Source organism: Candidatus Enterococcus myersii (assembly GCF_017316025.1).
Taxonomy (GTDB): Bacteria; Bacillota; Bacilli; order Lactobacillales; family Enterococcaceae; genus Enterococcus_C; species Enterococcus_C montenegrensis.
This window is the reverse complement of the sequence record NZ_JAFLVT010000015.1, coordinates 71,296-92,892: the sequence shown is the minus strand read 5'-3', so window position 1 is coordinate 92,892 and position 21,597 is coordinate 71,296. Positions and strand designations below refer to the sequence as shown.

20 protein-coding genes and 1 riboswitch are annotated in these 21,597 nt (G+C 38.1%); of the genes, 4 read left to right on the top strand and 16 right to left on the bottom strand.

What is annotated here, in order from left to right:
* Positions 1 to 2: 2 nt before the first annotated feature.
* The 3 genes from JZO76_RS10730 to JZO76_RS10720 all read right to left on the bottom strand — a co-directional run bounded on the left by JZO76_RS10730 (position 3) and on the right by JZO76_RS10720 (position 2,394).
* On the bottom strand, positions 3 to 1,346 hold the full coding sequence (locus JZO76_RS10730) for a PFL family protein (protein WP_206904110.1): 1,344 nt from the start codon (positions 1,344 to 1,346) through the stop codon (positions 3 to 5).
* Positions 1,347 to 1,361: 15 nt separating this feature from the next.
* On the bottom strand, positions 1,362 to 1,628 hold the full coding sequence (locus JZO76_RS10725) for an ACT domain-containing protein (protein WP_206904108.1): 267 nt from the start codon (positions 1,626 to 1,628) through the stop codon (positions 1,362 to 1,364).
* 97 nt (positions 1,629 to 1,725) lie between these two features.
* Positions 1,726 to 2,394 carry a 2,3-bisphosphoglycerate-dependent phosphoglycerate mutase gene (locus JZO76_RS10720; protein ID WP_206904105.1) on the bottom strand — a complete coding sequence of 223 codons (669 nt, stop codon included), beginning with the start codon at positions 2,392 to 2,394 and terminating at the stop codon, positions 1,726 to 1,728.
* Between the two features lie 180 nt (positions 2,395 to 2,574).
* Between JZO76_RS10720 and JZO76_RS10715 the strand changes: the two genes are divergently transcribed.
* Positions 2,575 to 3,933: an MATE family efflux transporter gene (locus tag JZO76_RS10715; RefSeq protein ID WP_206904102.1), complete on the top strand. Its 1,359-nt coding sequence runs from the start codon at positions 2,575 to 2,577 to the stop codon at positions 3,931 to 3,933.
* Positions 3,934 to 4,000: 67 nt separating this feature from the next.
* Here the strand turns inward: JZO76_RS10715 and JZO76_RS10710 are convergent, their stop codons facing one another.
* The 6 genes from JZO76_RS10710 to JZO76_RS10685 form a co-directional block, all read right to left on the bottom strand.
* Positions 4,001 to 4,369 carry a P-II family nitrogen regulator gene (locus JZO76_RS10710; protein WP_206904098.1) on the bottom strand — a complete coding sequence of 123 codons (369 nt, stop codon included), beginning with the start codon at positions 4,367 to 4,369 and terminating at the stop codon, positions 4,001 to 4,003.
* On the bottom strand, positions 4,366 to 5,121 hold the full coding sequence (locus JZO76_RS10705; RefSeq protein WP_206904096.1) for a DUF1538 domain-containing protein: 756 nt from the start codon (positions 5,119 to 5,121) through the stop codon (positions 4,366 to 4,368). The genes JZO76_RS10710 and JZO76_RS10705 overlap by 4 nt, the downstream gene beginning before the upstream one ends.
* Positions 5,118 to 5,801, bottom strand: a complete 684-nt coding sequence (locus tag JZO76_RS10700; protein WP_206904095.1) for a DUF1538 domain-containing protein — start codon at positions 5,799 to 5,801, stop codon at positions 5,118 to 5,120. Before JZO76_RS10700 ends, JZO76_RS10705 begins: the two co-directional genes overlap by 4 nt.
* 235 nt (positions 5,802 to 6,036) lie before the next feature.
* A complete protein-coding gene (locus tag JZO76_RS10695) occupies positions 6,037 to 6,672 on the bottom strand; it encodes a 3D domain-containing protein (RefSeq protein ID WP_206904093.1) in 636 nt (211 codons plus the stop codon).
* 338 nt (positions 6,673 to 7,010) lie between these two features.
* A complete protein-coding gene (locus tag JZO76_RS10690) occupies positions 7,011 to 7,148 on the bottom strand; it encodes a hypothetical protein (protein ID WP_206904085.1) in 138 nt (45 codons plus the stop codon).
* A gap of 112 nt (positions 7,149 to 7,260) precedes the next feature.
* Positions 7,261 to 8,220: an L-lactate dehydrogenase gene (locus tag JZO76_RS10685; protein ID WP_206904083.1), complete on the bottom strand. Its 960-nt coding sequence runs from the start codon at positions 8,218 to 8,220 to the stop codon at positions 7,261 to 7,263.
* Positions 8,221 to 8,367: 147 nt separating this feature from the next.
* Positions 8,368 to 8,441: riboswitch (Fluoride riboswitch) on the top strand.
* A gap of 87 nt (positions 8,442 to 8,528) precedes the next feature.
* Between JZO76_RS10685 and JZO76_RS10680 the strand changes: the two genes are divergently transcribed.
* Together JZO76_RS10680 and JZO76_RS10675 are read left to right on the top strand one after the other, a co-directional pair.
* Positions 8,529 to 9,809, top strand: a complete 1,281-nt coding sequence (locus JZO76_RS10680; RefSeq protein ID WP_206904079.1) for a chloride channel protein — start codon at positions 8,529 to 8,531, stop codon at positions 9,807 to 9,809.
* Positions 9,799 to 10,140: a hypothetical protein gene (locus JZO76_RS10675; RefSeq protein ID WP_206904068.1), complete on the top strand. Its 342-nt coding sequence runs from the start codon at positions 9,799 to 9,801 to the stop codon at positions 10,138 to 10,140. Before JZO76_RS10680 ends, JZO76_RS10675 begins: the two co-directional genes overlap by 11 nt.
* Before the next feature lie 59 nt (positions 10,141 to 10,199).
* On the opposite strand, the gene nifJ is transcribed toward JZO76_RS10675, so the two are convergent.
* From nifJ to JZO76_RS10655, 4 genes are read right to left on the bottom strand one after another with little or no spacing between them, the layout of a single operon-like run.
* Positions 10,200 to 13,742, bottom strand: a complete 3,543-nt coding sequence (nifJ, locus tag JZO76_RS10670) for a pyruvate:ferredoxin (flavodoxin) oxidoreductase (RefSeq protein WP_206904067.1) — start codon at positions 13,740 to 13,742, stop codon at positions 10,200 to 10,202.
* A 51-nt stretch (positions 13,743 to 13,793) separates the two neighbouring features.
* Positions 13,794 to 15,197: an NADPH-dependent glutamate synthase gene (gene gltA / locus JZO76_RS10665; protein ID WP_206904066.1), complete on the bottom strand. Its 1,404-nt coding sequence runs from the start codon at positions 15,195 to 15,197 to the stop codon at positions 13,794 to 13,796.
* Positions 15,190 to 16,023 (bottom strand): sulfide/dihydroorotate dehydrogenase-like FAD/NAD-binding protein, encoded by an 834-nt coding sequence (locus JZO76_RS10660; RefSeq protein ID WP_206904065.1) that lies wholly within the window; start codon positions 16,021 to 16,023, stop codon positions 15,190 to 15,192. Before JZO76_RS10660 ends, gltA begins: the two co-directional genes overlap by 8 nt.
* Positions 16,024 to 16,047: 24 nt before the next feature.
* Positions 16,048 to 16,491, bottom strand: coding sequence for a flavodoxin (locus tag JZO76_RS10655; protein ID WP_206904064.1), 444 nt, complete (start codon positions 16,489 to 16,491; stop codon positions 16,048 to 16,050).
* Positions 16,492 to 16,748: 257 nt separating this feature from the next.
* Here JZO76_RS10655 and JZO76_RS10650 point away from each other — a divergent pair, with 257 nt between their 5' ends.
* Complete coding sequence (locus JZO76_RS10650) at positions 16,749 to 17,312, top strand: ECF transporter S component (protein WP_206904063.1); 564 nt, start codon at positions 16,749 to 16,751, stop codon at positions 17,310 to 17,312.
* A gap of 92 nt (positions 17,313 to 17,404) precedes the next feature.
* On the opposite strand, the gene JZO76_RS10645 is transcribed toward JZO76_RS10650, so the two are convergent.
* Genes JZO76_RS10645 through JZO76_RS10635 form a run of 3 tightly spaced genes read right to left on the bottom strand, consistent with a single transcriptional unit; the run spans position 17,405 to position 21,579 of the window.
* Positions 17,405 to 19,153, bottom strand: coding sequence for an NADH-dependent [FeFe] hydrogenase, group A6 (locus JZO76_RS10645; protein ID WP_206904062.1), 1,749 nt, complete (start codon positions 19,151 to 19,153; stop codon positions 17,405 to 17,407).
* 12 nt (positions 19,154 to 19,165) lie between these two features.
* The gene (locus JZO76_RS10640) at positions 19,166 to 21,037 is read right to left on the bottom strand and encodes an NADH-quinone oxidoreductase subunit NuoF (protein WP_206904061.1); all 1,872 of its coding nucleotides are present in this window, start codon (positions 21,035 to 21,037) and stop codon (positions 19,166 to 19,168) included.
* Between the two features lie 23 nt (positions 21,038 to 21,060).
* Positions 21,061 to 21,579, bottom strand: a complete 519-nt coding sequence (locus JZO76_RS10635; protein WP_206904059.1) for an NAD(P)H-dependent oxidoreductase subunit E — start codon at positions 21,577 to 21,579, stop codon at positions 21,061 to 21,063.
* Positions 21,580 to 21,597: the final 18 nt, after the last annotated feature.

Sequence of the window (21,597 nt, the reverse complement as noted above, 5' to 3'; positions counted from 1 at the left end):
CTTTAGTTTTTAAATGAATGGATTGGGGCTGGAATACGGCCACCCCGCGCGATAAAATCAGCACTTTTAGCCGGATTAACTTTCATTACTGGCGCACGACCCAACAAGCCACCAAATTCTACCATGTCTCCAACTTTTTGTCCTTTAGCTGGAATTATCCGAACTGCAGTGGTCTTATGATTAATCACGCCAATCGCTGCCTCATCGGCAATCATTGCCGCGATCGTTTCAGCAGTCGTATCACCAGGAATAGCAATCATATCTAAACCAACTGAACAAATTGCCGTCATTGCTTCTAATTTTTCTAAATTCAATAATCCGTTTTCAACAGCTTTAATCATCCCTGCATCTTCAGAAACTGGAATAAAAGCACCCGATAATCCACCGACATGATTACAAGCCATAACGCCACCTTTTTTTACAGCGTCATTTAAAAGTGCCAAAGCTGCAGTTGTGCCGTGGGTTCCAACTGATTCCAAACCCATTTCCTCTAAAATTAAAGCCACGCTGTCTCCTACAGCAGGCGTTGGTGCTAATGACAAGTCGACAATACCAAAGGGTACACCTAAACGTTTTGAAGCAACTTGTCCGACCATTTGACCCATACGCGTAATTTTAAAAGCAGTTTTCTTAACAGTTTCAGCTACGACATCAAAAGATTCGCCCTTCACCTTTTCTAATGCCCGTTTTACAACGCCGGGACCACTGACACCAACATTAATCTCACAATCAGCTTCACCAACGCCGTGAAAGGCGCCAGCCATAAATGGATTATCCTCAACTGCATTAGCAAAAACAACTAATTTGGCACACCCCATATCAGAAGCATCCGCAGTTTTTTTGATTGTTTCCCCCATTAATTTAACTGCATCCATATTAATTCCCGCCCGGGTAGAACCGATATTAACCGAAGAACAAACAAATTGCGTTTCTTTTAGCGCCTCTGGAATTGAAGCAATCAACGCCTCATCTGCACCTTGATATCCTTTTTCAACTAAAGCTGAAAAGCCACCAATAAAGTTTACACCTAAAGCAATTGCTGCTTTATCTAAAGTTTTTGCAAAAGGAATGCAATCTTTTGTTCCACTCGCAGCAGCAATCAGTGAAATCGGTGTTACAGAAATACGTTTATTGATAATGGGAATACCAAATTCCGTTTCAATATCTTCTCCTACTTTTACCAAGTCGAAAGCTTTGGTTGTAATTTTTTGATAAATATTGTCACAAGTCTTTTTGACATCGCCGCTGATACAATCTAGTAAAGAGATTCCCATTGTGATCGTACGTATATCCAGGTTTTCTTCTTCTACCATGCGAATGGTTTCTAAAATCTGATTTGTCTCCATGGTTATAACCCCTTACTATAATTTATGCATTGCATTAAAAATTTCTTCATTTTGAATGTTAATTTTGACACCTAAACTATCTCCAACTAAGTTAAGTGCCTTTTTGATACTTTCAAACTCTGCGGTTTGTTTTAACTGTAACATCATGGTCATTGTAAAATAATCTTCCATAATCGTTTGGGAGACATCTAAAATGTTAATATCTAAGTCAGCCAACTTTTGGCTGACGCCGGCAATGATTCCCACCTTGTCTTGTCCGATTACTGTTAAAATAGCTTTCATAAAAATACCTCCTGTTTTTTTCGAGTATAGCAAAAAAAAGTTGTCCTTTCGACAAAAAAGTGAACATAATTAAATTATCAGCTTGAAAAGTTCGTGTTTATAGCAACTTTTTCGCGATTATTTGCAGCTTATCGTCGAATTCATAAACGATTGGTGCAGCATTGGGAATTGCAATCGTATCCATCTCATTTTCTGGAACAGCTTCTAAATATTTCACTAATGCCCGTAAACTGTTACCATGTCCAGCTATTAAAATATTCTTACCCTCTAACAATAGCGGTATAATTTGATCTTGCCACAATGGAATAACCCGTTTAACCGTTAAGTCAAGACTTTCTCCTTTTGGTAGATCTTGGGTTGCCAAATTTTGATAACGGCGATCAAAATTTCCTGCATATTCTAATGGTGGCATTTCAAAATATCCCCGCCGCCATTTTTTTACTTGTTCTGCGCCATAAATTGCTGTCATTTCATCTTTATTCTTACCAATTAAAGCACCATAATGTCGTTCATTTAAGCGCCAAGTTTTTATTAATGGCACCCACAATTGATCGCTTGCTTCTAAAACCAATTGACTTGTTAAAATGGCACGTTGCAAAACAGAAGTAAAAACGGCATCAAATTGCAGCTGAGCCATTTTTATTTTATTTCCAGCTGCTTTTGCCTGCTCTTCACCTTTTTTTGTTAAGGGGACGTCCAGCCACCCTGTCCAATAATTTTCAAAATTTGCAATACTTTCACCGTGGCGTATCAATACAACTTTCATCTTGCCGCCTCCTTAGCTCTATTATCCCAGTAATAAAAAGAAATGTCATGAAAAAAATGAAAATTCTTGCAAAACCTCTTTGAAAAGGCTTGTATTTAATAGTCGTTATGCTACCATTTACTTTGCTTAGGTAACAAGTTTGAATTAAAAATAAATTTACAAAAAAATAGGAGTAAATAAATGAAAGATTTGACAAAAGGAACACCGGCCAAACTGATTTTTATGTTTACGATTCCATTATTTGTAGGGAATATTTTCCAACAGTTTTACAATATGGTAGACATGATCATTGTCGGTCAAACAATCGGCAAAGATGCTTTAGCCGCTGTAGGTTCAACAGGGAGCATTACTTTTTTAATCATTGGTTTTGCCCAAGGTTTAACCGCAGGACTTTCCATTATTACTGCCCAACGTTTTGGTGCAAAAGATTACAAAGGAGTCAAAAAAAGTTTTGCTGCAAGTCTTGTGATTAGTTTAATCGTTACCCTTATTTTGACGGTTTTGAGTTTAGTTTTTCTACGCCCTTTACTGCATATTATGCAAACTCCACCAGAAATTTTTGATCAAGCGGAAGAATTTATCTCCGTTATTTTGGGCGGAATGTTTGCAGCCATGGCTTTTAACCTTTTGAGTAATATGGTGCGGGCGTTAGGGGACAGTCGTACGCCGTTATTCTTCTTGATTTTTGCTGTCATCATCAACGTGGTATTAGATCTAATTTTCATTACTAAATTTAATATGGGTGTATCAGGCGCTGGTTATGCAACGGTTATCGCCCAAATGTCAGCTAGCTTGATGTGCTTTATTTATATTAAACGCCGTATCCCGCTTTTACAAATTAGCAAAAATGATTTCAAAAACTTAAAAGACGAATACCGTGTTCATTTAAATGCCGGTCTACCAATGGCCTTTCAAGCTTCTATTATCGCTATTGGGGCAGTTATTTTACAGTCGGCTCTCAATAGTTTGGGAACAGATGCAGTAGCAGCTCAAGCTGCTGCCGGACGGATTGATCAATTTGCAACTCAGCCGATGATGAGCTTTGGCGTGACAATGGCCACCTTTACCGCCCAAAATTACGGGGCAAAAGAATATGGGCGCATTCTAGAAGGGGTCAAGCAATGCTTAATTATGAGTATTATTTTTAGTATTGTTGCAGGCATTGTCGTAATTTTATTTGGTGATTCCTTTGTTGCATTATTTGTTAGTCGTAGTGAGACGAAGGTTTTTGAACTTTCTCGTATTTACTTTTTAATCGTCGCTAGTCTTTATTGGATTTTGGCTATTCTTTTTATTTTACGGTATACGCTACAAGGCTTGGGGCAGACCAAAATCCCCACAATCGCAGGTATCATGGAATTGATTATGCGTTCTTTTGCTGCAATTGTTTTAACTCACTACTTCCAATATCCAGGGGCAGCAGCTGCTTCTCCACTTGCTTGGGCTGGATCAGTCGTTGTTTTATTGTACTCTTATGTTAGAGCGATGAAAGATTTACGTCGTTTAGATCATGAGCAAAAAACGCAATTATCAAACTAAACCCTGCAATTAAAAAATCACCAGCTGGTATTNNAATACCAGCTGGTGATTTTACTTTTTTACTACACTAATCTAATAATTGATCCATATCGACTACTTTACGATAGGAATTGATTTCTGTGATTCCCATTACCTTATCAATATCAATACTAAAGCAAATTCCATTACCGGGCTCGCTAATTTTAATCCCTTTACCAATAGCATCCATTACTTCATTTGTTAAAGTATCTGGCACCAAAGTCAAAACAACATCTTTTTCAGGTTCAATTTCAATCCCGAAAAACTTTCCTTTATCATGAGAGCCAGATCCTTTACCATGAAGCAAAGTTCCGCCATTTGCTCCGGCTAATTTTGAATAATTAATGACCTCATCGCCAATGCCACGGTCTACAATCGTAATAATCATCTCAAGGTTCAAAGCTACTGGTTTGTTCATTTTTCAGCCTCCATTTTCACTGCTTTTTGTTCTGCTCTTTTTTTATAAATATATCCTAGTGCTAAGGTGGATAAAATCGGTGTTAGGGCAATTAAGGCCACCACACCAAAACCATCAATCAACGGGCTACGCCCTTCAATTTCAGCCGCAATAGCAACGGCCATTGATAAAATAAAGGTTGAACACATCGGTCCAGTTGCCACCCCGCCATTATCAAATGCCATGGCCAAAAACATTTTGTCAACTTTACGTCCCAAAATAAAGACTGCAATATAGCCCGGAATAAGAAAGTAATAAAGGCTAAATCCTGCCAGTAAACGCCACATCGACAAACTAACCGCTGCCCCAATTCCAAGCGACACGACAGCTAATAGTACCTTGCCGCGTACCGTTCCACCACTTTCTTCTTCCACTTGTTTGACCATCACGTGAATTGCAGGTTCAGCAAAGCCTACCAAAAAACCCATTAAAAATCCCAAGGGAATTAAAATCCAATTGTAATCCAGTTGTGCAATTTCACTTCCTAAATATTGCCCCACTGGCACATAAGCAATGTTAACACCATGCAAAAATAAAATTAACCCTACTGTCGTAATCAAAAAACCTTTTAAAATCTGACTGAATTTCTTTTTACTCAGCTTAAAGCTGGTAAAATTTAACAAGACAAATAAAAAGACAATTGGAAAAATTGCAATTAAGACATCTTTAATCATTTCAGTGAAGCCGGTAAAGACTTGTTGTAAAAAAATCATTGGAAAATCACCCCCAAAACCATTACCGCAAGTATTGGACCTAAAGAAGAAACACCTACCATACCAAAACTATCGTTTTCTCCTTTTCCTTGATGAATCATACTCGTCAACCCACTGGCCAATGCTAAAATAAACGGTACTGTAACCGGACCTGTGGTAACGCCGCCGGCATCAAAAGCGATCGGCATAAATTCCGGGCTGGTAAAAAATGAGGCGATAAAGACTGCAACATAGCCAATTAACATCATGTGATAATAAGACAGACGAAACACTGTTCGTAACAAGGCAAAAGCCAGAAATATTCCCGTACCGACGCTTACTACTCCAACCAGAACAGCTTTTGTAATCGTACCCTCTGAGATTTCTGTCACTTGTTGTGCCAAAACCTGGACAGAAGGCTCGGCAATTGTTATCCCGATGCCAATTGAAAAGCCCAGACTAATCATGATTGCTAAACTGCGGCGTTTGATCATATATTCCCCTACTAATTCGCCAACTCGCAACATCGAATATTCCGCACCAAATAAAAACAGCGTCATGCCAATCATCATAATTCCTGCCCCAACAATAAAAGTAGCCAGGTCTTCAAAAGGTAACGGCGCAAAAATAAAAGTCAAAATGACAATTAAAACTGTCATCGGTAAAATAGCAACAATCACTTCTTGAAAATTTTTTCGCATATGGTCCCTCCTTAAAAAAATTTTCGATACTTTTGCCAAAAAAGTACCTAATAATTTAAGTATACAATAAAATGACAAACAAAAAACAAAACCATGTCTATTTTTTAATGATTTTCACTTTTTTCTCATATATTTATTACGTAGCAGGCTTGTTTGCAAAAAAAAAGCAAAAAATCACAAGCCAGTCTTTTTCAATATGAAAGACTGGCTTGCGCCTCTAATTATAATTTTTAAATTAATTATCTAAAATGGTTACTTGCACTTGTCGGCGGCCCCAAACATCACATTGTGCGGCTGTCGGAAAATGAACGTCAATAATATTTCCTTGAATTGCAGAACCCGTATCAACTGCGTAGGCCTCGCCATAACCTTCAACATATAAATGGGTACCTAAAGGAATAACGCTAGGATCAACGGCAACTGCCATCGGATTTTCCAAAAGATTTTGACCAGTCGCAGTCACTGTGCCTCCACCTAAAGCATCGGCCGGATCAGAGCTATATGCAGTTGACTCCATCGTGATTGTACGACCAGAGTAGGCTGTATTCGTTGTTGCTGCTGAACTTTCTTCTTGGCTCGTTGTTTGATTAGCTGGTGCAGCAGCAGTAGTGTCTGATGAAGTTGTAACATCTTTATCTGTATCAAATTTCAATACTTGTCCATCAATGATTAAATCAACGTTTGCAATTTTATTTGCTGTGGCAATTGCTTGAACATGATCTGTGTCACCATAGTATTTCAAAGAGATACTTGTTAATGTATCTGAACTTGTAACGGTATGTTCAACTTCGGCGGCATTGGCATTAACACCAAAGGCTGCGACACCGGCTAGAATTGCTGTTGTTGCAAAAAGTGATTTTACTAATTTCATCTATAAGTTGCTCCTTTATTGTTTCAATATTCGTCTCAAACGACTTGTATATCATAACAAGGAGCAGCGATTTATAGGTGACAACGCCGTAACAGAATATTTCAGTTTCACAAAAATTATTACAAAAAACCAGCTTTATTAAAAAAGAGGCGGTCTATTCCTTTTATCTTTTGAATTATTTCCTTCAAAAATTTTCTGACAATTGTCATATAACAACCATAATTTAAGTGATAAAAATTAAGAAAACATTAATCGTAAAATGAAAGCCTTACTTTCAACCTAAAAATTACAAAAATATTATTTTGTTACTCTATTTTGTAATGTAATATCCCTTTCTACTATCGTTTCTTACGCCAACCTTTGATTAACTTTTTCAATAAAATCGTGCCACACACAATCAAGGTGACATTTTCAATGGTTTTTCTTTCAAAAGTCAATTGATAATGGAAATCTTTATTTTTAACTTCTACTTTCAAATTTTGACCTCCTAAAAATCGGATACTATTTTTTATTCAACTTATGGCGATTTAACCATTTAATTGATGTGGTTTACTTTTTTTACTTTATGCGCAACAGGAAAAATTCAGACTAGTTTTCATACTTTTGAATTTTTTCTGTGTATTCCCGAATAACCGTTGCAGACTGACGGAATTTTGCTTCTTCTTCTGCAGTCATATGAATTTCTAAGATATCAAAAACACCCGAGCGATTTAAAACAGCTGGAACACCAGCAAAAATTCCTGTTTCATCGTACTCACCTTCCAATAAAGTTGAAACCGGAACAATTGAGTTTTCGTCATATAAAACAGCTTTAATAATCCCCACGCAGGCAGATGCAATCCCATAATAAGTTGTTCCTTTACGGTTATAGATTTCCCAACCTTCTTGTGTAGTTTTATAAACTATCTCATCTAAGTCTACATCTCCTACTAATTCCGTATTATCAGCGATGATATCTGTAAATGATTTTCCCGCTACCGTCACCATTGACCAAGGTACCATTAAAGAATCCCCATGCTCACCTAGAGCGTATGCATATACACTTCTCGGATCAACATCAACTAAATCTGCTAAAAAGTTTTGTAAACGAGCGGAATCAACAGAAGTTCCAGAACCAATCACTTGGTTTTTGGGTAGCCCTGATAATTTATAAACCAAATGTGCTAACATATCGACTGGATTAGAAACAACAATAAAAATTCCATCAAAACCACTTGCCATGACAGGTTCCACAATTGATTTAGCAATTTTGGCACTAATATCTAAGGTATCCAATCGCGTTTGTCCTGTTTTTGGTGGTGCACCGGCAGTAATAACGACAATATCTGCATCTGCACAATCTGTGTATGTGCCAGCTTTTACCCGCACATTCCGACCTAAAAAACGAATGGAATTTCGCAAATCCCGTACTTCACCTGACGCTTTTTCAGCATTTATATCAACCATTAACACTTCATCACAAACACCTTGGGTAATGAGACTAAAGGCAGTTGAAGAACCCACCAGACCACTACCAATAATTGCAACTTTAGATTTATTTATTCGCATATCTTCACCTCAAATTTATTTTAAATACATCATCATGTTATCAAAAGCGCGTCAAACTGACAAAGCATTGACGTTATTCACTGTCAAAAAATATTTTCTGAAATTTTCTTGACTTGAATACTACTTTTCGCTAAACTAACAACAGTTAAATATCTCGGGAATGATGTTCTCCCTTGGAATTATCCAAAACCGCTATTAAAGCTAATGACTTCTGCAAGTTTATTTGTAGAACCATTAGCTTTTTTTGTGTTTATTTTGCGAAAACATCAACCCAGATATTTCATCACATTATTTTTAGGGGGATTTAAATGTTCGAAAAAGCAGTAGTAAAAATGGTAAAAGAAAGTGGCATTTTTTACGGTGCGGTTTTCATTGTTGCACTTATTACCGGGACCGTCTCTCATTTTTTATTAGCCGGTTTAGCTTGGGTGGGAAGTTTCCGAGATAGCCATGCCTATCTCCTATTTTTTTTACCAATACTGGGTGTCCTAACTGCCTATATATACCAAAATTATGGCAAAGGCGCAGATAAGGGTAACAATTTGATTATTGAAAGTATTCAAAAAGAAGCTCGTGTACCAGTCAGAATGGGATTTTTTACTTTTATCTTTACAATTTTATCCCATTTATTTGGTGCCTCTGTTGGTCGTGAAGGCAGTGCTGTACAAATTGGCGGTGTTGTTTCAAACAAATTAGGCTTACAATTAAAATTAAATAAAAAAAACCGCAAACTATTAATTCACGCGGGTATCAGTGCCGGTTTTGCCTCGATCTTTGGTACTCCTTTAGCTGGAGCATTTTTTGGCATGGAAATGGCGTATATTGGAAAAATAGAGCGCAACGCTTTACTAGCTTGCTTTACAGCTGCATACGTCGGCAATTTTACAGCGTTAATTTGGGGTACCAGTCATAGTCATTATCATATTGAGGAATTAACAAACATTACACCCCGCTTTATTTTAGTATTTATTGTTGCAAGCATTGCCTTTGGTTTAGCTGGACGACTGTTTGCCTACTTAACTCACAGCTTTAAAAAGTTTTATCACCAAGCTCTTCCCCATTTTTTAATACGAGCATTTGTTACAGGTGCGATTGTAGTTATCCTAATGCTCCTTTTGCAAGGAGAAAAATATGAAGGATTGAGCCTTTGGATGATAAAGGATGCCTTTTTAGGACTTGCATCTGTAAAACAGGCCTTGTTTAAATTATTGTTTACTAGTTTAAGTTTGGGGGCAGGTTTTCAAGGTGGTGAAGTGACACCTTTATTTGATATCGGGTCTGCTTTAGGATCTGGAATTGCTACCAGTTTTCAACTTTCACCTAGCTTATTTGCTGCCATTGGTATGATTTGTGTCTTCGGCTGTGCTGCTAACGCTCCTTTAACGACAATTATGTTGGGGATTGACTTATTCGGCGCAAAAATGCTGCCTTTTTATGTAGCAAGTGCTTTTATTAGTTATTTCATATCCGGTCATCAAGGGATTTATACGTCTCAACTTATTGTGCGACCAAAATCTGTTCTTTTAAAAAAGCACGTTGGCTATCGCTTATCTGAAATTCCCAAAAAAGGAGCCTCAAATGAAAACTAATCCGGAAAAAATCTTCCTCACAAAATTATTTGGCAATAAGCGTCTTCATACTTTGCATTTTAACAAAACCGGTACAATGTACTTTCACATCAAAGTCTTTGACGGTACGGTGCAGGCAATTCATAACAGCTATAGTTTAGACACCAGAAATTGGTTAGATAATCCCAAACATACTAAACCCTATCAATCCCAGCATATCTTAAAAGCTGGCGAAGAAAAAATTATTAAATATGAAATTGGTAAAGTTCACGAACAGCACGATAAAGTCTTCGTAATAAATCATCATTTGTTTAAATCAGCTAGCTTCTCCATTCGTGAAATTACTGATTAAACATAACCTTCTTTTATATAAAAAAAGCCAGTTTTGCTTACGGCAAAACTGGCTTTTTACTATTTCTTCAAATCTGCTAATTGGCTGTATACTCCGGTTCTTTCTTCCATATCTTGAACCGTTTGCTCTAACATTTCATCCACCTCTTCAGTTGATGATTTAATGTTGCGCAAAGCAGAAAAACGAACTTGATTTTCTAAAAATTCATTCATCTTGGTAAAATCAACTTTTTTAAAGTCAATTCGCATTGGATCTTTACCTTTTTCCCGTAAGCGCGGATCATAACGATACAATTGCCAGTAACCACTTTCAACAGCAGCCTTACTTTCTTTAATAGACTGGCTCATGCCACCTTTAATTCCGTGGTTAATACAAGGGGTATAACCAATGATAATTGAAGGGCCCGGATAAGCTTCGGCTTCCATAATGGCTTTTAAAGCTTGTTTTGCGTTAGCCTCGATTGAAATTTGAGCGACATAAACATCTTGATAAGCAATTGCCATCATACCCAAATCTTTTTTCTTCGTTTTCTTCCCACCAGCAGCAAATTTTGCAATCGCAGAAGTTGGCGTTGCTTTGGACATTTGTCCACCTGTATTGGCATATAATTCATTATCCATTACAAAAATATTAACATCGGCCCCAGTTGCTAAAATGTGATCGATTCCAGAATAACCAATATCATAAGCCCAACCGTCACCACCAATAATCCACTGGCTTGGTTTAACAAACATATCTTGGTATTTTAATAATGGTGTTACAGCAGCGCTATCCGTTTCTGTTTTTAACGCTGAAATAACTTTTGCTGCCCGTTGTTGTGTACCACTTCCATCGTGGATATGCTCCAACCAATCAGTCAGCAAAGCTGTAGTTTCTTTTGAAACAGAATTTTGCTGTAAAATACTTTCCACTGCCGTTGCCAAACGCTTGCGTTTTGTTTCATTGGCGATATACATCCCCAAACCAAACTCTGCATTATCTTCAAACAAAGAATTAGACCAAGCAGGACCACAACCACTTGCATTTGTTGTATATGGTGTAGCCGGTGAAGAGCCTCCCCAAATAGAAGAACAACCTGTAGTATTGGCAATCATCATACGATCGCCGTACAATTGCGTTAATAATTTGATATATGGCGTTTCGCCACACCCGGCACAAGCCCCAGAAAATTCCAATAGCGGTTGTTCAAATTGGGAACCTTTAACAGACTCTTTTTTCACAGGATTTGCTTTTTGCCGTAAAGTCATCGCAAAAGCCCAGTTCATTGCTTCATCTTTCATTTCTTCATAAGGTTTCATGACTAATGCTTTTCCTTTAGCTGGACAAGCTTCAACACAAAGACCACACCCCGTACAATCTTCGACAGATACTTGAATACGATATTCTAAACCATCTGCGCCGCGCATTTTCCGCGTGATAAAACCTGCCGGTGCCTCTTTTGCTTCTTCTTCATCCGCTAAGAAAGGACGAATCGCAGCATGGGGACAAATGAAGGCACATTCGTTACATTGCGTACAAGCATCTGGTAACCATTCTGGTACTTCTAAAGCGATACCCCGCTTTTCGTAAGCCGCAGAACCCATTGCCATCGTGCCACCTAACATATCGTTATCCATCAAGTCTTTAACCGATAGGCTGTTTCCTTCTTGTCGGTTAATCGGTTCTAAGATGTTGCGAATATAAGCCGGTTTATTCATATCATCTTTTGGATTTCTACTTGGCACTTTTATATCAGCCCACTCTTTTGGCACCTCAACTTTTGTTAAAGCTGCAAAAGTTTCGTCAATGGCATTCCAGTTATTTTCAACGAGTTTCATTGATTTTTTACCATAGGCATTTTGTACTTCTTGTTTTAATAAAGGTAAGAAAGTTTCACGTTGCATAATATCAGTTACTTCAAAGAAGGCAGCCGAACATACCGTATTAATGCGACGACCAAGTCCATTTTTAATGGAAATATCCATTGCATTGATAATATAAAAATTAATATTATGGACAGCCAAATACTTCTTCAAGCGACTTGGTAAGTTCTTTTTAACTTTTTCTTCATCCCAAACCGTGTTAAGTAAGAATGTTCCGCCGTCTTTTAAACCTTTTAATAACTCATATTGATGAATATAGGCGCTATTATGACAAGCGATGTAATCAGCTGACTCCACATTATACGTAGAACGAATTTCATGATCACCAAAACGCAAATGCGAGATTGTTAGCCCACCAGATTTTTTGGAGTCATAAGCAAAATAAGCTTGCGCATATTGCTCCGTATTATTCCCAATAATTTTAATAGCTTGTTTATTGGCTCCAACTGTACCATCTGAGCCAAAGCCCCAAAACTTCGCTTGGAAAGTACTAGGCGATGTTAAATCCAAAATTTCTGATTGTGGTAAAGATAAATGTGTCACATCATCTTTAATACCAATTGTAAAGCGGTATTTTAACTGCTCTGGTGGTAATAATAAATGATCAAAAACCGTGACAATTTGATCTGGTGTCACATCTTTTGAAGCAATCCCATAACGACCACCAATTACAATTGGACGATTAACATGACGATACAAAACACTTTGCACGTCTAGCAATAAAGGTTCACCATCTGAACCCGGTTCTTTGGTCCGATCCAAAACAGCAATCCGTTCAACTGTATCAGGTAAATTTTGCAACATGTTTTCTGCCGGGAAGGGACGATATAAATGAATATTTAAATGCCCTACTTTACGACCTTGCTTATTTAAATAATCTACTGTCTGCTGGATTGTTGGCGAAGCAGAACCCATGGAAATAATAACTTCAGTAGCGTTGGGATCGCCATAATAATTCGTTAAATCATAATCAGTCCCCCGCAAAGCGTTAATTTTACCCATGTATTTTTGTACAACTGGTAAGATATTATCATAATACTGGTTAACAGTTTCTCGTTGTTGGAAATGAATATCCGGATTTTGAGCAGTCCCAGAAACAGTTGGGTGATTAGGATTCATACCTCTTTGTCGGAATTTATCCAATTCTTCCCAATTTACCATTTCTTTTAAATCGTCATAATCCAATACCTCAATTTTTTGTAACTCATGACTGGTGCGGAACCCGTCAAAAAAGTTCATAAAAGGCAAACTACCTTCAATTGAAGCTAAATGTGCCACAGCCGACAAATCCATTACTTCTTGCACGCTAGATTCAGCCAGCATACAAAATCCCGTTTGTCTGGCAGCCATCACGTCACTATGATCGCCAAAAATAGATAAAGCATTCGTAGAAACAGCTCTGGCAGCGACGTGAAATACTGTCGGCAAAAGTTCTCCTGCAATTTTGAACATATTGGGAATCATCAAAAGTAAGCCTTGTGATGCTGTATATGTTGTTGTTAATACCCCTGTTTTCAATGAACCGTGAACAGTACCTGCTGCTCCTGCTTCAGATTGCAATTCAACTAAATTAACGGTCTCGCCAAAAATATTGCGTTGATCATTAACAGAAGACCACTCATCAACCATCTCAGCCATTGTTGAACTTGGTGTAATTGGATAAATTGCGGCAACTTCAGTAAAAGCATAAGAAATATAAGCAGCTGCGGTATTACCATCCATCGTTTTCATTTTTTTCATTCCAGTCACCTCACTTATAAATTATGGCAAATCGCCATAAATACTTTGTTATTATACATGGACTTTTTGATTTTGGATATAGCTGTCAATTTGCGTTGCAGCAACTTTACCAGCACCCATCGCCAAAATAACCGTTGCAGCCCCTGTTACAATATCTCCCCCAGCAAAAACACCTGGAATATTCGTCTCTCCTGTTTTAACATCGGCATCAATATAACCCCAGCGGTTTAATTGTAATGCCGGGAACGTATCCAACAAAACTCGATTAGAGCCTTGACCGATTGCCTCAATTGCCGTATCAGCAGTAATAATAAATTCACTATTAGGAATCACCTCTGGGCGACGGCGTCCAGATTCATCGGCTTCACCTAATTTCATTTTCACACATTTTACAGCTTTCAATTTACCGGTGCCATCATTGAGATATTCAATTGGATTTGTTAGCCAATGATAGTTAACTCCTTCTTCAACCGAATGGTGATATTCTTCTTCTCTAGCGGGTAACTCTTCTTTTGAACGACGATAGATAACTGCAACATTCTTAGCACCTAACCGCTTGGCCGAACGCGCGGCATCCATCGCTACATTCCCGCCACCAATTACAACAACGTTTTTTGAAGCTTGAACAGGTGTATCGTAATTAGGAAAATCATAAGCTTTCATCAAATTAATTCGCGTCAAATATTCACTTGAACTATAAACACCATTTAATGAAGTACCAGGAATATTCATAAAGTTTGGTGCACCTGCTCCAACAGACAAATAGCACGCGTCAAATTCAGCTTGAATTTCTTCCATCGTAATTGTTTTTCCAACCACAACATTTGTCTCAATTTTTACGCCTTGAGCTATAATTGTTTCAATTTCTTTTTCTACAATTTTTTTAGGTAGACGAAACTCAGGAATTCCATAAGTTAAAACCCCACCTGGTGCATGCAGAGCCTCAAAAATCGTAACATCATAACCAAGTTTTGCTAAATCTCCTGCTGCTGTTAACCCAGAAGGACCTGAACCAATGACTGCGACTTTTCCTTTATCTTTTTTATTAGTCACAGTCTCAATTGGTTGTTGAAGTGCCCAATCAGCTACTAAGCGTTCTAATTTACCAATTGCAACTGGCTCGAATTTCTTTGAACGTCCCAGGCGACAAGTCATTTCACATTGTTTTTCTTGCGGGCAGACGCGTCCGCAAATTGCAGGCAAGTTCGTATATTTACTTAATACTTCATGAGCAGCTTTCATATCGCCTACTTCAATATGTTTAATAAAACCTGGAATATCAATCATTACTGGGCAATTTTGAATACAGGGTGCATTTTTACACTGTAAACAGCGCGTTGCTTCTAATTGTCCTTCTTCTAAGGTGTATCCTAAAGCAACTTCAGAAAAATTTTGATTGCGAATTTCAGGAGCCTGCTCACGCATCGGCGTCTTAGTATAACTACGCTTAGCCATTCAGCATTCCTCCTTCATATACAGTATCAGCAAGTTTTTCTTCATTGCGGTATTGTTGCATCCGATTAACAAATTCATCCCAATCAACCTTGGCACCTAAAAATTCTGGTCCATCGACACAGGCAAATTTAATTTGATCATCGACTGTTACGCGGCAACCACCACACATCCCCGTTCCATCAACCATGATTGGATTTAAGGAAACAAAAATCGGTACACCAGCTTCATTAGCACTTAGAGTAGAGAATTTCATCATCATACTAGGTCCGATGGCCCAAGCAGTGTCAATTTTCTCTTTGGCAAAAACTGCTTTCATTGCGTCCGTCACTAAACCTTTTTGTCCTAGAGTACCATCGTCTGTCATCAAGTAAAGTTCATCGGAATATTTTTCACATTCATCGGCAAGAATCATTAGCTCTTTACTCTTAGCTCCTAAAACCGTAATAACCTTATTTCCTGCTATTTTTAACGCTTTGACAATTGGAAACAGTGCGGCAATGCCAACTCCGCCACCAACTAATAACACCGTCCCGTACGTTTCAATTTCCGTTGCTTTTCCCAAGGGCCCCACAATATCAGTCAAACTATCCCCGGCTTGTAACTTTGCTAAAGCAGCTGTAGATTTACCAATGACTTGAAAAATTAAACGAACTAATCCTTTTTCAGGTTCCACATCCACAACCGTTAGTGGAATCCGTTCACCTTTATCATCAATTCGCAAAATGACAAATTGACCAGCTTGTGCTTTTTGTGCAATTCGTGGTGCCTCAACAAAAATTTCAAATTCAATTGGATTTAATTCATTTCTCTCAACTATTTTAAACAACGAAAATCATACCCCTTTTCTAACTTACGCTTTTGTTAAGGCTGTCACAAAAGCTTTTAACACCTCTTCATCTTCATCATCTGCATCATTTTCAATTTTGACTAATTCCGCGCCTCGTTTTGCCCCTGTTTTTTCAAAAGCTTGGTCAAAGTCAATTGCTGCTTGACAGAAATAATCTGGATATAATTCGCTGTCACCAGATCCGACAACACCAAAGACTTTACCATCTAAGTTAAAATCTGGTAATTCATCATAGAAATCTTCCAAATCAAAAGGAATTTCCCCATCACCATCTGTGTACGTTGCAACGACACAAATATCTGCATCATCAAAAGTCGCATCATCGGCGTCATCTGCTTCGATTCTTTCAACATCAATATCCAGTGCTTTAAAAGCATCTTCTAAAATTTCTGAAATTCCTTCTGTATTCCCTGTTGCACTTGCATAAACGATTTTTGCTACTGCCATTATTGTTCCTCCTCATATGTTTAAAAAATGATTTTTTCAATTAAAAATTTCTTTATAGTAATTAATACTTAATCACATTTTACTTCATTCTTGTTAAGAACTAAACAAAATTTGACATCTTTTTTTTCTTTTATTCATTTTATACCAGCATTTCCACACATTTTTTCATTTAAAATAACTTTTATTATACAAATTTATCTAAATCTTCACATAATTTGTTACAATATAGAAAACGCTTTTTTGAAAGGGTGTCTACTATGAACAACTTAAAACTAAGTCAAACCCGATTTATTACGCAAACTGCTTTTATGATTGCGTTAACAGTCATTTTTCAAGTCGCTACTATCGGCTTTGGGCAATTGGTAACTGGTAGCTTAGTCAATTTGATTTTGATTGTAACAGTAGCTCTCACCGGAGAAATTAGTGGGCTAGTAGTAGCCCTGCTCTCACCAATCTTTGCCTTCTTTTTAGGAATTGGGCCTCAGTTTCCGCAATTGATTATCTGTATTATGCTTGGAAATGCCGTACTTGTTACAACTTGGTTTTTCCTGCTTAAAAATCAAAGCACTTATCGTTTTTCTCGTTTAATTTTTTCTGCCGTTAGTGGTGCCATTTTGAAATTTTCTGTCTTATGGCTGTTAGTTGTTAAACTTGTACTCCCTTTCTTCTTAGTTGCTAAAATACCAACGCAATCTGTTCAGACACTGACACAAATGTTCAGTTTGCCACAACTTATCACTGCCTTAATTGGCGGAGTTGTTGGGAGCATAGTTATTCCTCAATTAAATAGAATTTACCGTCGTAGCATTCAAACAAATTAATAATCCCGCTTTTACCCAAAGCAACGCTAGCCTAGCTAAAAGCGCCGCAAAATGACTAGATCAGATATGTTTTTTGATTTTAGCATCAGTTGTCATTTAACTTCCATGGCCTGGTGATAAGACGTATGCAATAACGCGTGGGCCTTGTCACTTCCTGGCGCCACAAGAAATTCCTCATACAATCGTTTTACCACCGAACTTTCATGGGAGCGACGCAAAACTTTTCTTTCATCTTCGGAGTAAAGCGCTTGAGCACGCAAGCTATTTAAATCAACAAAATTACGCACAGAAGCTGGTTGAACCGGTTGTCCTCCACCATTAATACAGCCTCCAGGACATCCCATTATTTCAACAAAGTGATAGGTTTTTTCACCTGTTTGAATTTTTTCTTCAATTAAACGTTTGGCATTTCCTATTCCTGAGGCAACAGCGATATTAATTTTTTGGCCACCTAGATTGTAACTGGCTTCTTTGATGCCTTTCATCCCCCTCACTTCCTTAAATGATAAAGGTGTCACTTTTTGACTTGCTAACTTTTCAACTGCAGTTCGTAACGCTGCTTCCATTACACCACCTGTCGCACCAAAGATATACCCAGCTCCGGTTGCTTCACCTAGCGGATGATCAAATTTGGCATCTGTTAACTCTTTAAATTTAATCCCTCCGCGCTCAATCATCCGGGCCAATTCCCGTGTCGTAAGAGCAACATCTACATCGGGAAATCCAGCTGCTGCTTCATCTTCTCTAGTTACTTCAAATTTTTTAGCCGTACATGGCATAATGCCTACGACAAAAATATCAGCCGGATTTAAATTCATTTTTTTGGCGTACCAAGTCTTCGTTAAGGCCCCAAACATTTGTTGCGGTGATTTACAGCTGGATAAATTTTTTATCAGTTCAGGATGATAAGATTCACAGTACTTTACCCATCCTGGCGAGCAAGAAGTAAATAACGGGAATGGCCCATTATTTTTGATTCTTTCAATAAACTCGTGAGCTTCTTCCATAATGGTAAAATCTGCCGCCACATTCGTATCAAAAATTTTATCGAAGCCCAATTTTCGCAACGAAGCGACCATTTTCCCTTCAACATTACTACCAATAGGCATACCAAAAGCCTCACCTAAGGTTACGCGAATAGAGGGTGCCGTTTGGACCACTACAAATTTGTCTTTATTTTCCAATGCCTGCCAGACGAGATCCGTTTGATCTTTTTCATGAATCGCACCAGTTGGACAAACAACAATACATTGCCCACAGGAAATGCAAGCCACCTTTCCTAGACTTAAATCATACGCAGAACCAATATGCGTATTAAAACCACGTTCATTTGCGCCAATTACACTAATTGCCTGGCATTTTTCACAAGCTGCAACACAGCGTTTACACAAAATGCACTTATTATTATTACGCACCATGTGAACCGCACTATCGTCAAAGACGTATTCCTTATTTTCACCGTTGTAATAGTCTTCATCATCAACGTTAAACTCTTTACACAGCCTTTGTAATTCACAATTGCCGTTGCGAAGACACGATAAACATTTTCGCTCATGAGTGGACAAAATTAGTTTCAAGGTCAATTTCCGTGATTTAAATACCCGTTGTGAATTTGTTTTGATTTTCATCCCCGTTTGAATCGGATAAACGCAGGCAGTCACCAAATTTTTTATACCTTCTACTTCTACCACACAAATACGACAAGCGCCGATTTCGTTAATTTCTTTTAAAAAACATAGGGCCGGAATTTCAATATCATGAAGACGCGCCGCTTCTAAAATCGTCATTCCCGCTGGTGCATAATAAGATTTCCCATTAATAAAAATTTCGATTTCTTTCATCTGCTTAACCTCCTAATGCACACTAATAGCAGCATAACGGCACGTATCGATACATAAACCGCACTTAATACAAAGCGATTGCTCAATTTCATGAACTTTTTTGACTTCACCAAAAATAGCTGATACGGGACAATTTTTGGCACAAGCCGTACACCCTGTACATTTGTTTGGATCAATTGTATATTGAATTAAATTTTTACATACTCCGGCTGGACAACATCTTTTGTTGACATGAGCTAAATATTCTTCTTTAAAATAGTGATAAGTAGATAAAACAGGATTAGGTGCAGTTTGTCCTAAGCCACATAATGAATTTTCTTTGATGTGATAACACAATTCCTCCATTTTATCTAAATCTGCCAATGTAGCTTTTCCCAATGTAATTTTTTCTAAAATTTCCAAAAGGCGTTTGGTACCAATCCGGCAAGGGGCACATTTACCACAGCTTTCTTCTACTGTAAATTCCAAGAAAAATTTAGCAATATCCACCATACAGTTCTCTTCATCCATTACAATGAGTCCCCCTGAACCCATCATAGAGCCAATGTTCATTAAGTTATCATAGTCAATGGGGATATCATAGTGTTCCTTAGGAATACAGCCACCAGAAGGACCACCTGTTTGCGCCGCTTTAAAAGCTTTTTGTTCGGGAATACCGCCACCAATATCTTCAACAATTTCTCTTAATGTCGTCCCCATTGGAATTTCAACTAATCCGGTATTTTGAATTTTACCGCCTAATGCAAAAACTTTTGTCCCCTTTGCATTTTGCGTTCCCATTTGGGCAAACCATTTTGGTCCTTTAACAATAATTTGCGGAATATTCGCATAGGTTTCCACATTATTCACGATTGTCGGTTTACTAAAAAGTCCTTTTATCGCTGGAAATGGCGGCCGCGGCCGCGGTTCACCACGATGACCTTCAATGCTTTCAAGCAGCGCTGTTTCTTCGCCACAGACAAAAGCGCCAGCACCAAGACGTAATTCGATTTGAAAAGAAAAACCACTGTCTAAGATGTTTTCTCCCAATAAACCATTTTCTCTTGCGGCTTTAAGTGCGATTTCCAATCGTTCAACGGCGGTTGGATATTCTGCCCGAACATAAATGTAACCTTTATTAGCACCAATCGTGTAGCCGGCAATCGCCATTGCTTCTAACACTACATGAGGATCTCCCTCTAAAACTGAACGATCCATAAAAGCTCCTGGATCACCTTCATCTGCATTACAAATCACATATTTTTCATTACCAGCGCTATTTTTAGCAAAAGTCCATTTTAAAAAAGTGGGGAACCCTCCGCCCCCACGCCCACGAATACCTGAATCTTCTAGTATTTTTAAGACATCATCAGAGGTATAGTCGTGTAAAACTTTCGCTAAAGCTTCATAACCATCAAATGCGATGTATTCTTCAATTTTTTCTGGATCAATTCGACCACAATTCCGCAGCGCCACTCGTTTTTGTTTGTGATAAAAAGGAGTATCTAAAAGTTTTTTAATCACTTCTTTTGTTTTGTGGTCATGATACAGAAGTTTTTCAACTGGCTGACCTGCGACTAAGTGTTTTTCAACAATTTTTTTGGCGTCCTTAGGCTTAACTTGATGATAAAAAGTTCCTTCTGGGTAAACAATTACAATCGGCCCTTGGGCACAGAGACCAAAACAGCCAGTGGCAACTACCTGCACATTATCTTGCAGCTCATTTTTTATCAATTCGTCTTCTAACACCTCTATAAAAGCACGACTTTTAGAAGACAAACAACCGGTGCCGGCACATACTAAAATTTCGCGCCTATTGCTTATTGTAGCTGTTTTTTGTGTTCGCAAAGCTACTTGTTGTTGATATTGTACCTTTACTGCTTTTAATTCTTGCCAATTTTGCATCTTTACACCCCACACCCCAATCTTTACTTGTTGCCTTCAAGTGCTATCTTTTGGTAGCTTGCTAAAACTTTATCGCCTTTTTTCTTAGTCAAACGACCATAAACCTCTTCATTGACTGTCAATACCGGCGCTAAGCCACAAGCACCAATACAGCGACATGATTCCAACGTAAATTTACGATCTGTACTTGTTTTGCCCGCCCTAATCTTAAGCGTAGTTTCATAGGAGTCTAAAATATTTCCTGCGCCTTTTACATAACAAGCAGTTCCCATACACACACTGATGGTATATTCACCTTTTGGGACAAAGGTGAATTGAGAGTAAAAGGTAGCTGTGCTGTATAATTTTTCTAAAGGTACTTGTAACTCTTTTGCGATAACTTGTAATACTTCGATTGGCAAATACCCATATATTTGTTGTGCTGTCTGTAATGCTGTCATTTGCGCGCTTGGCTGATTTTTTAATTCTCCCAAGCGCACCAGCAGCTCTTGTCTCTGAGATACTGTTTCAACAAATTCAAAATCAACTGCTTTTTTTTCCACCGTTACTCCTCCTTTTTT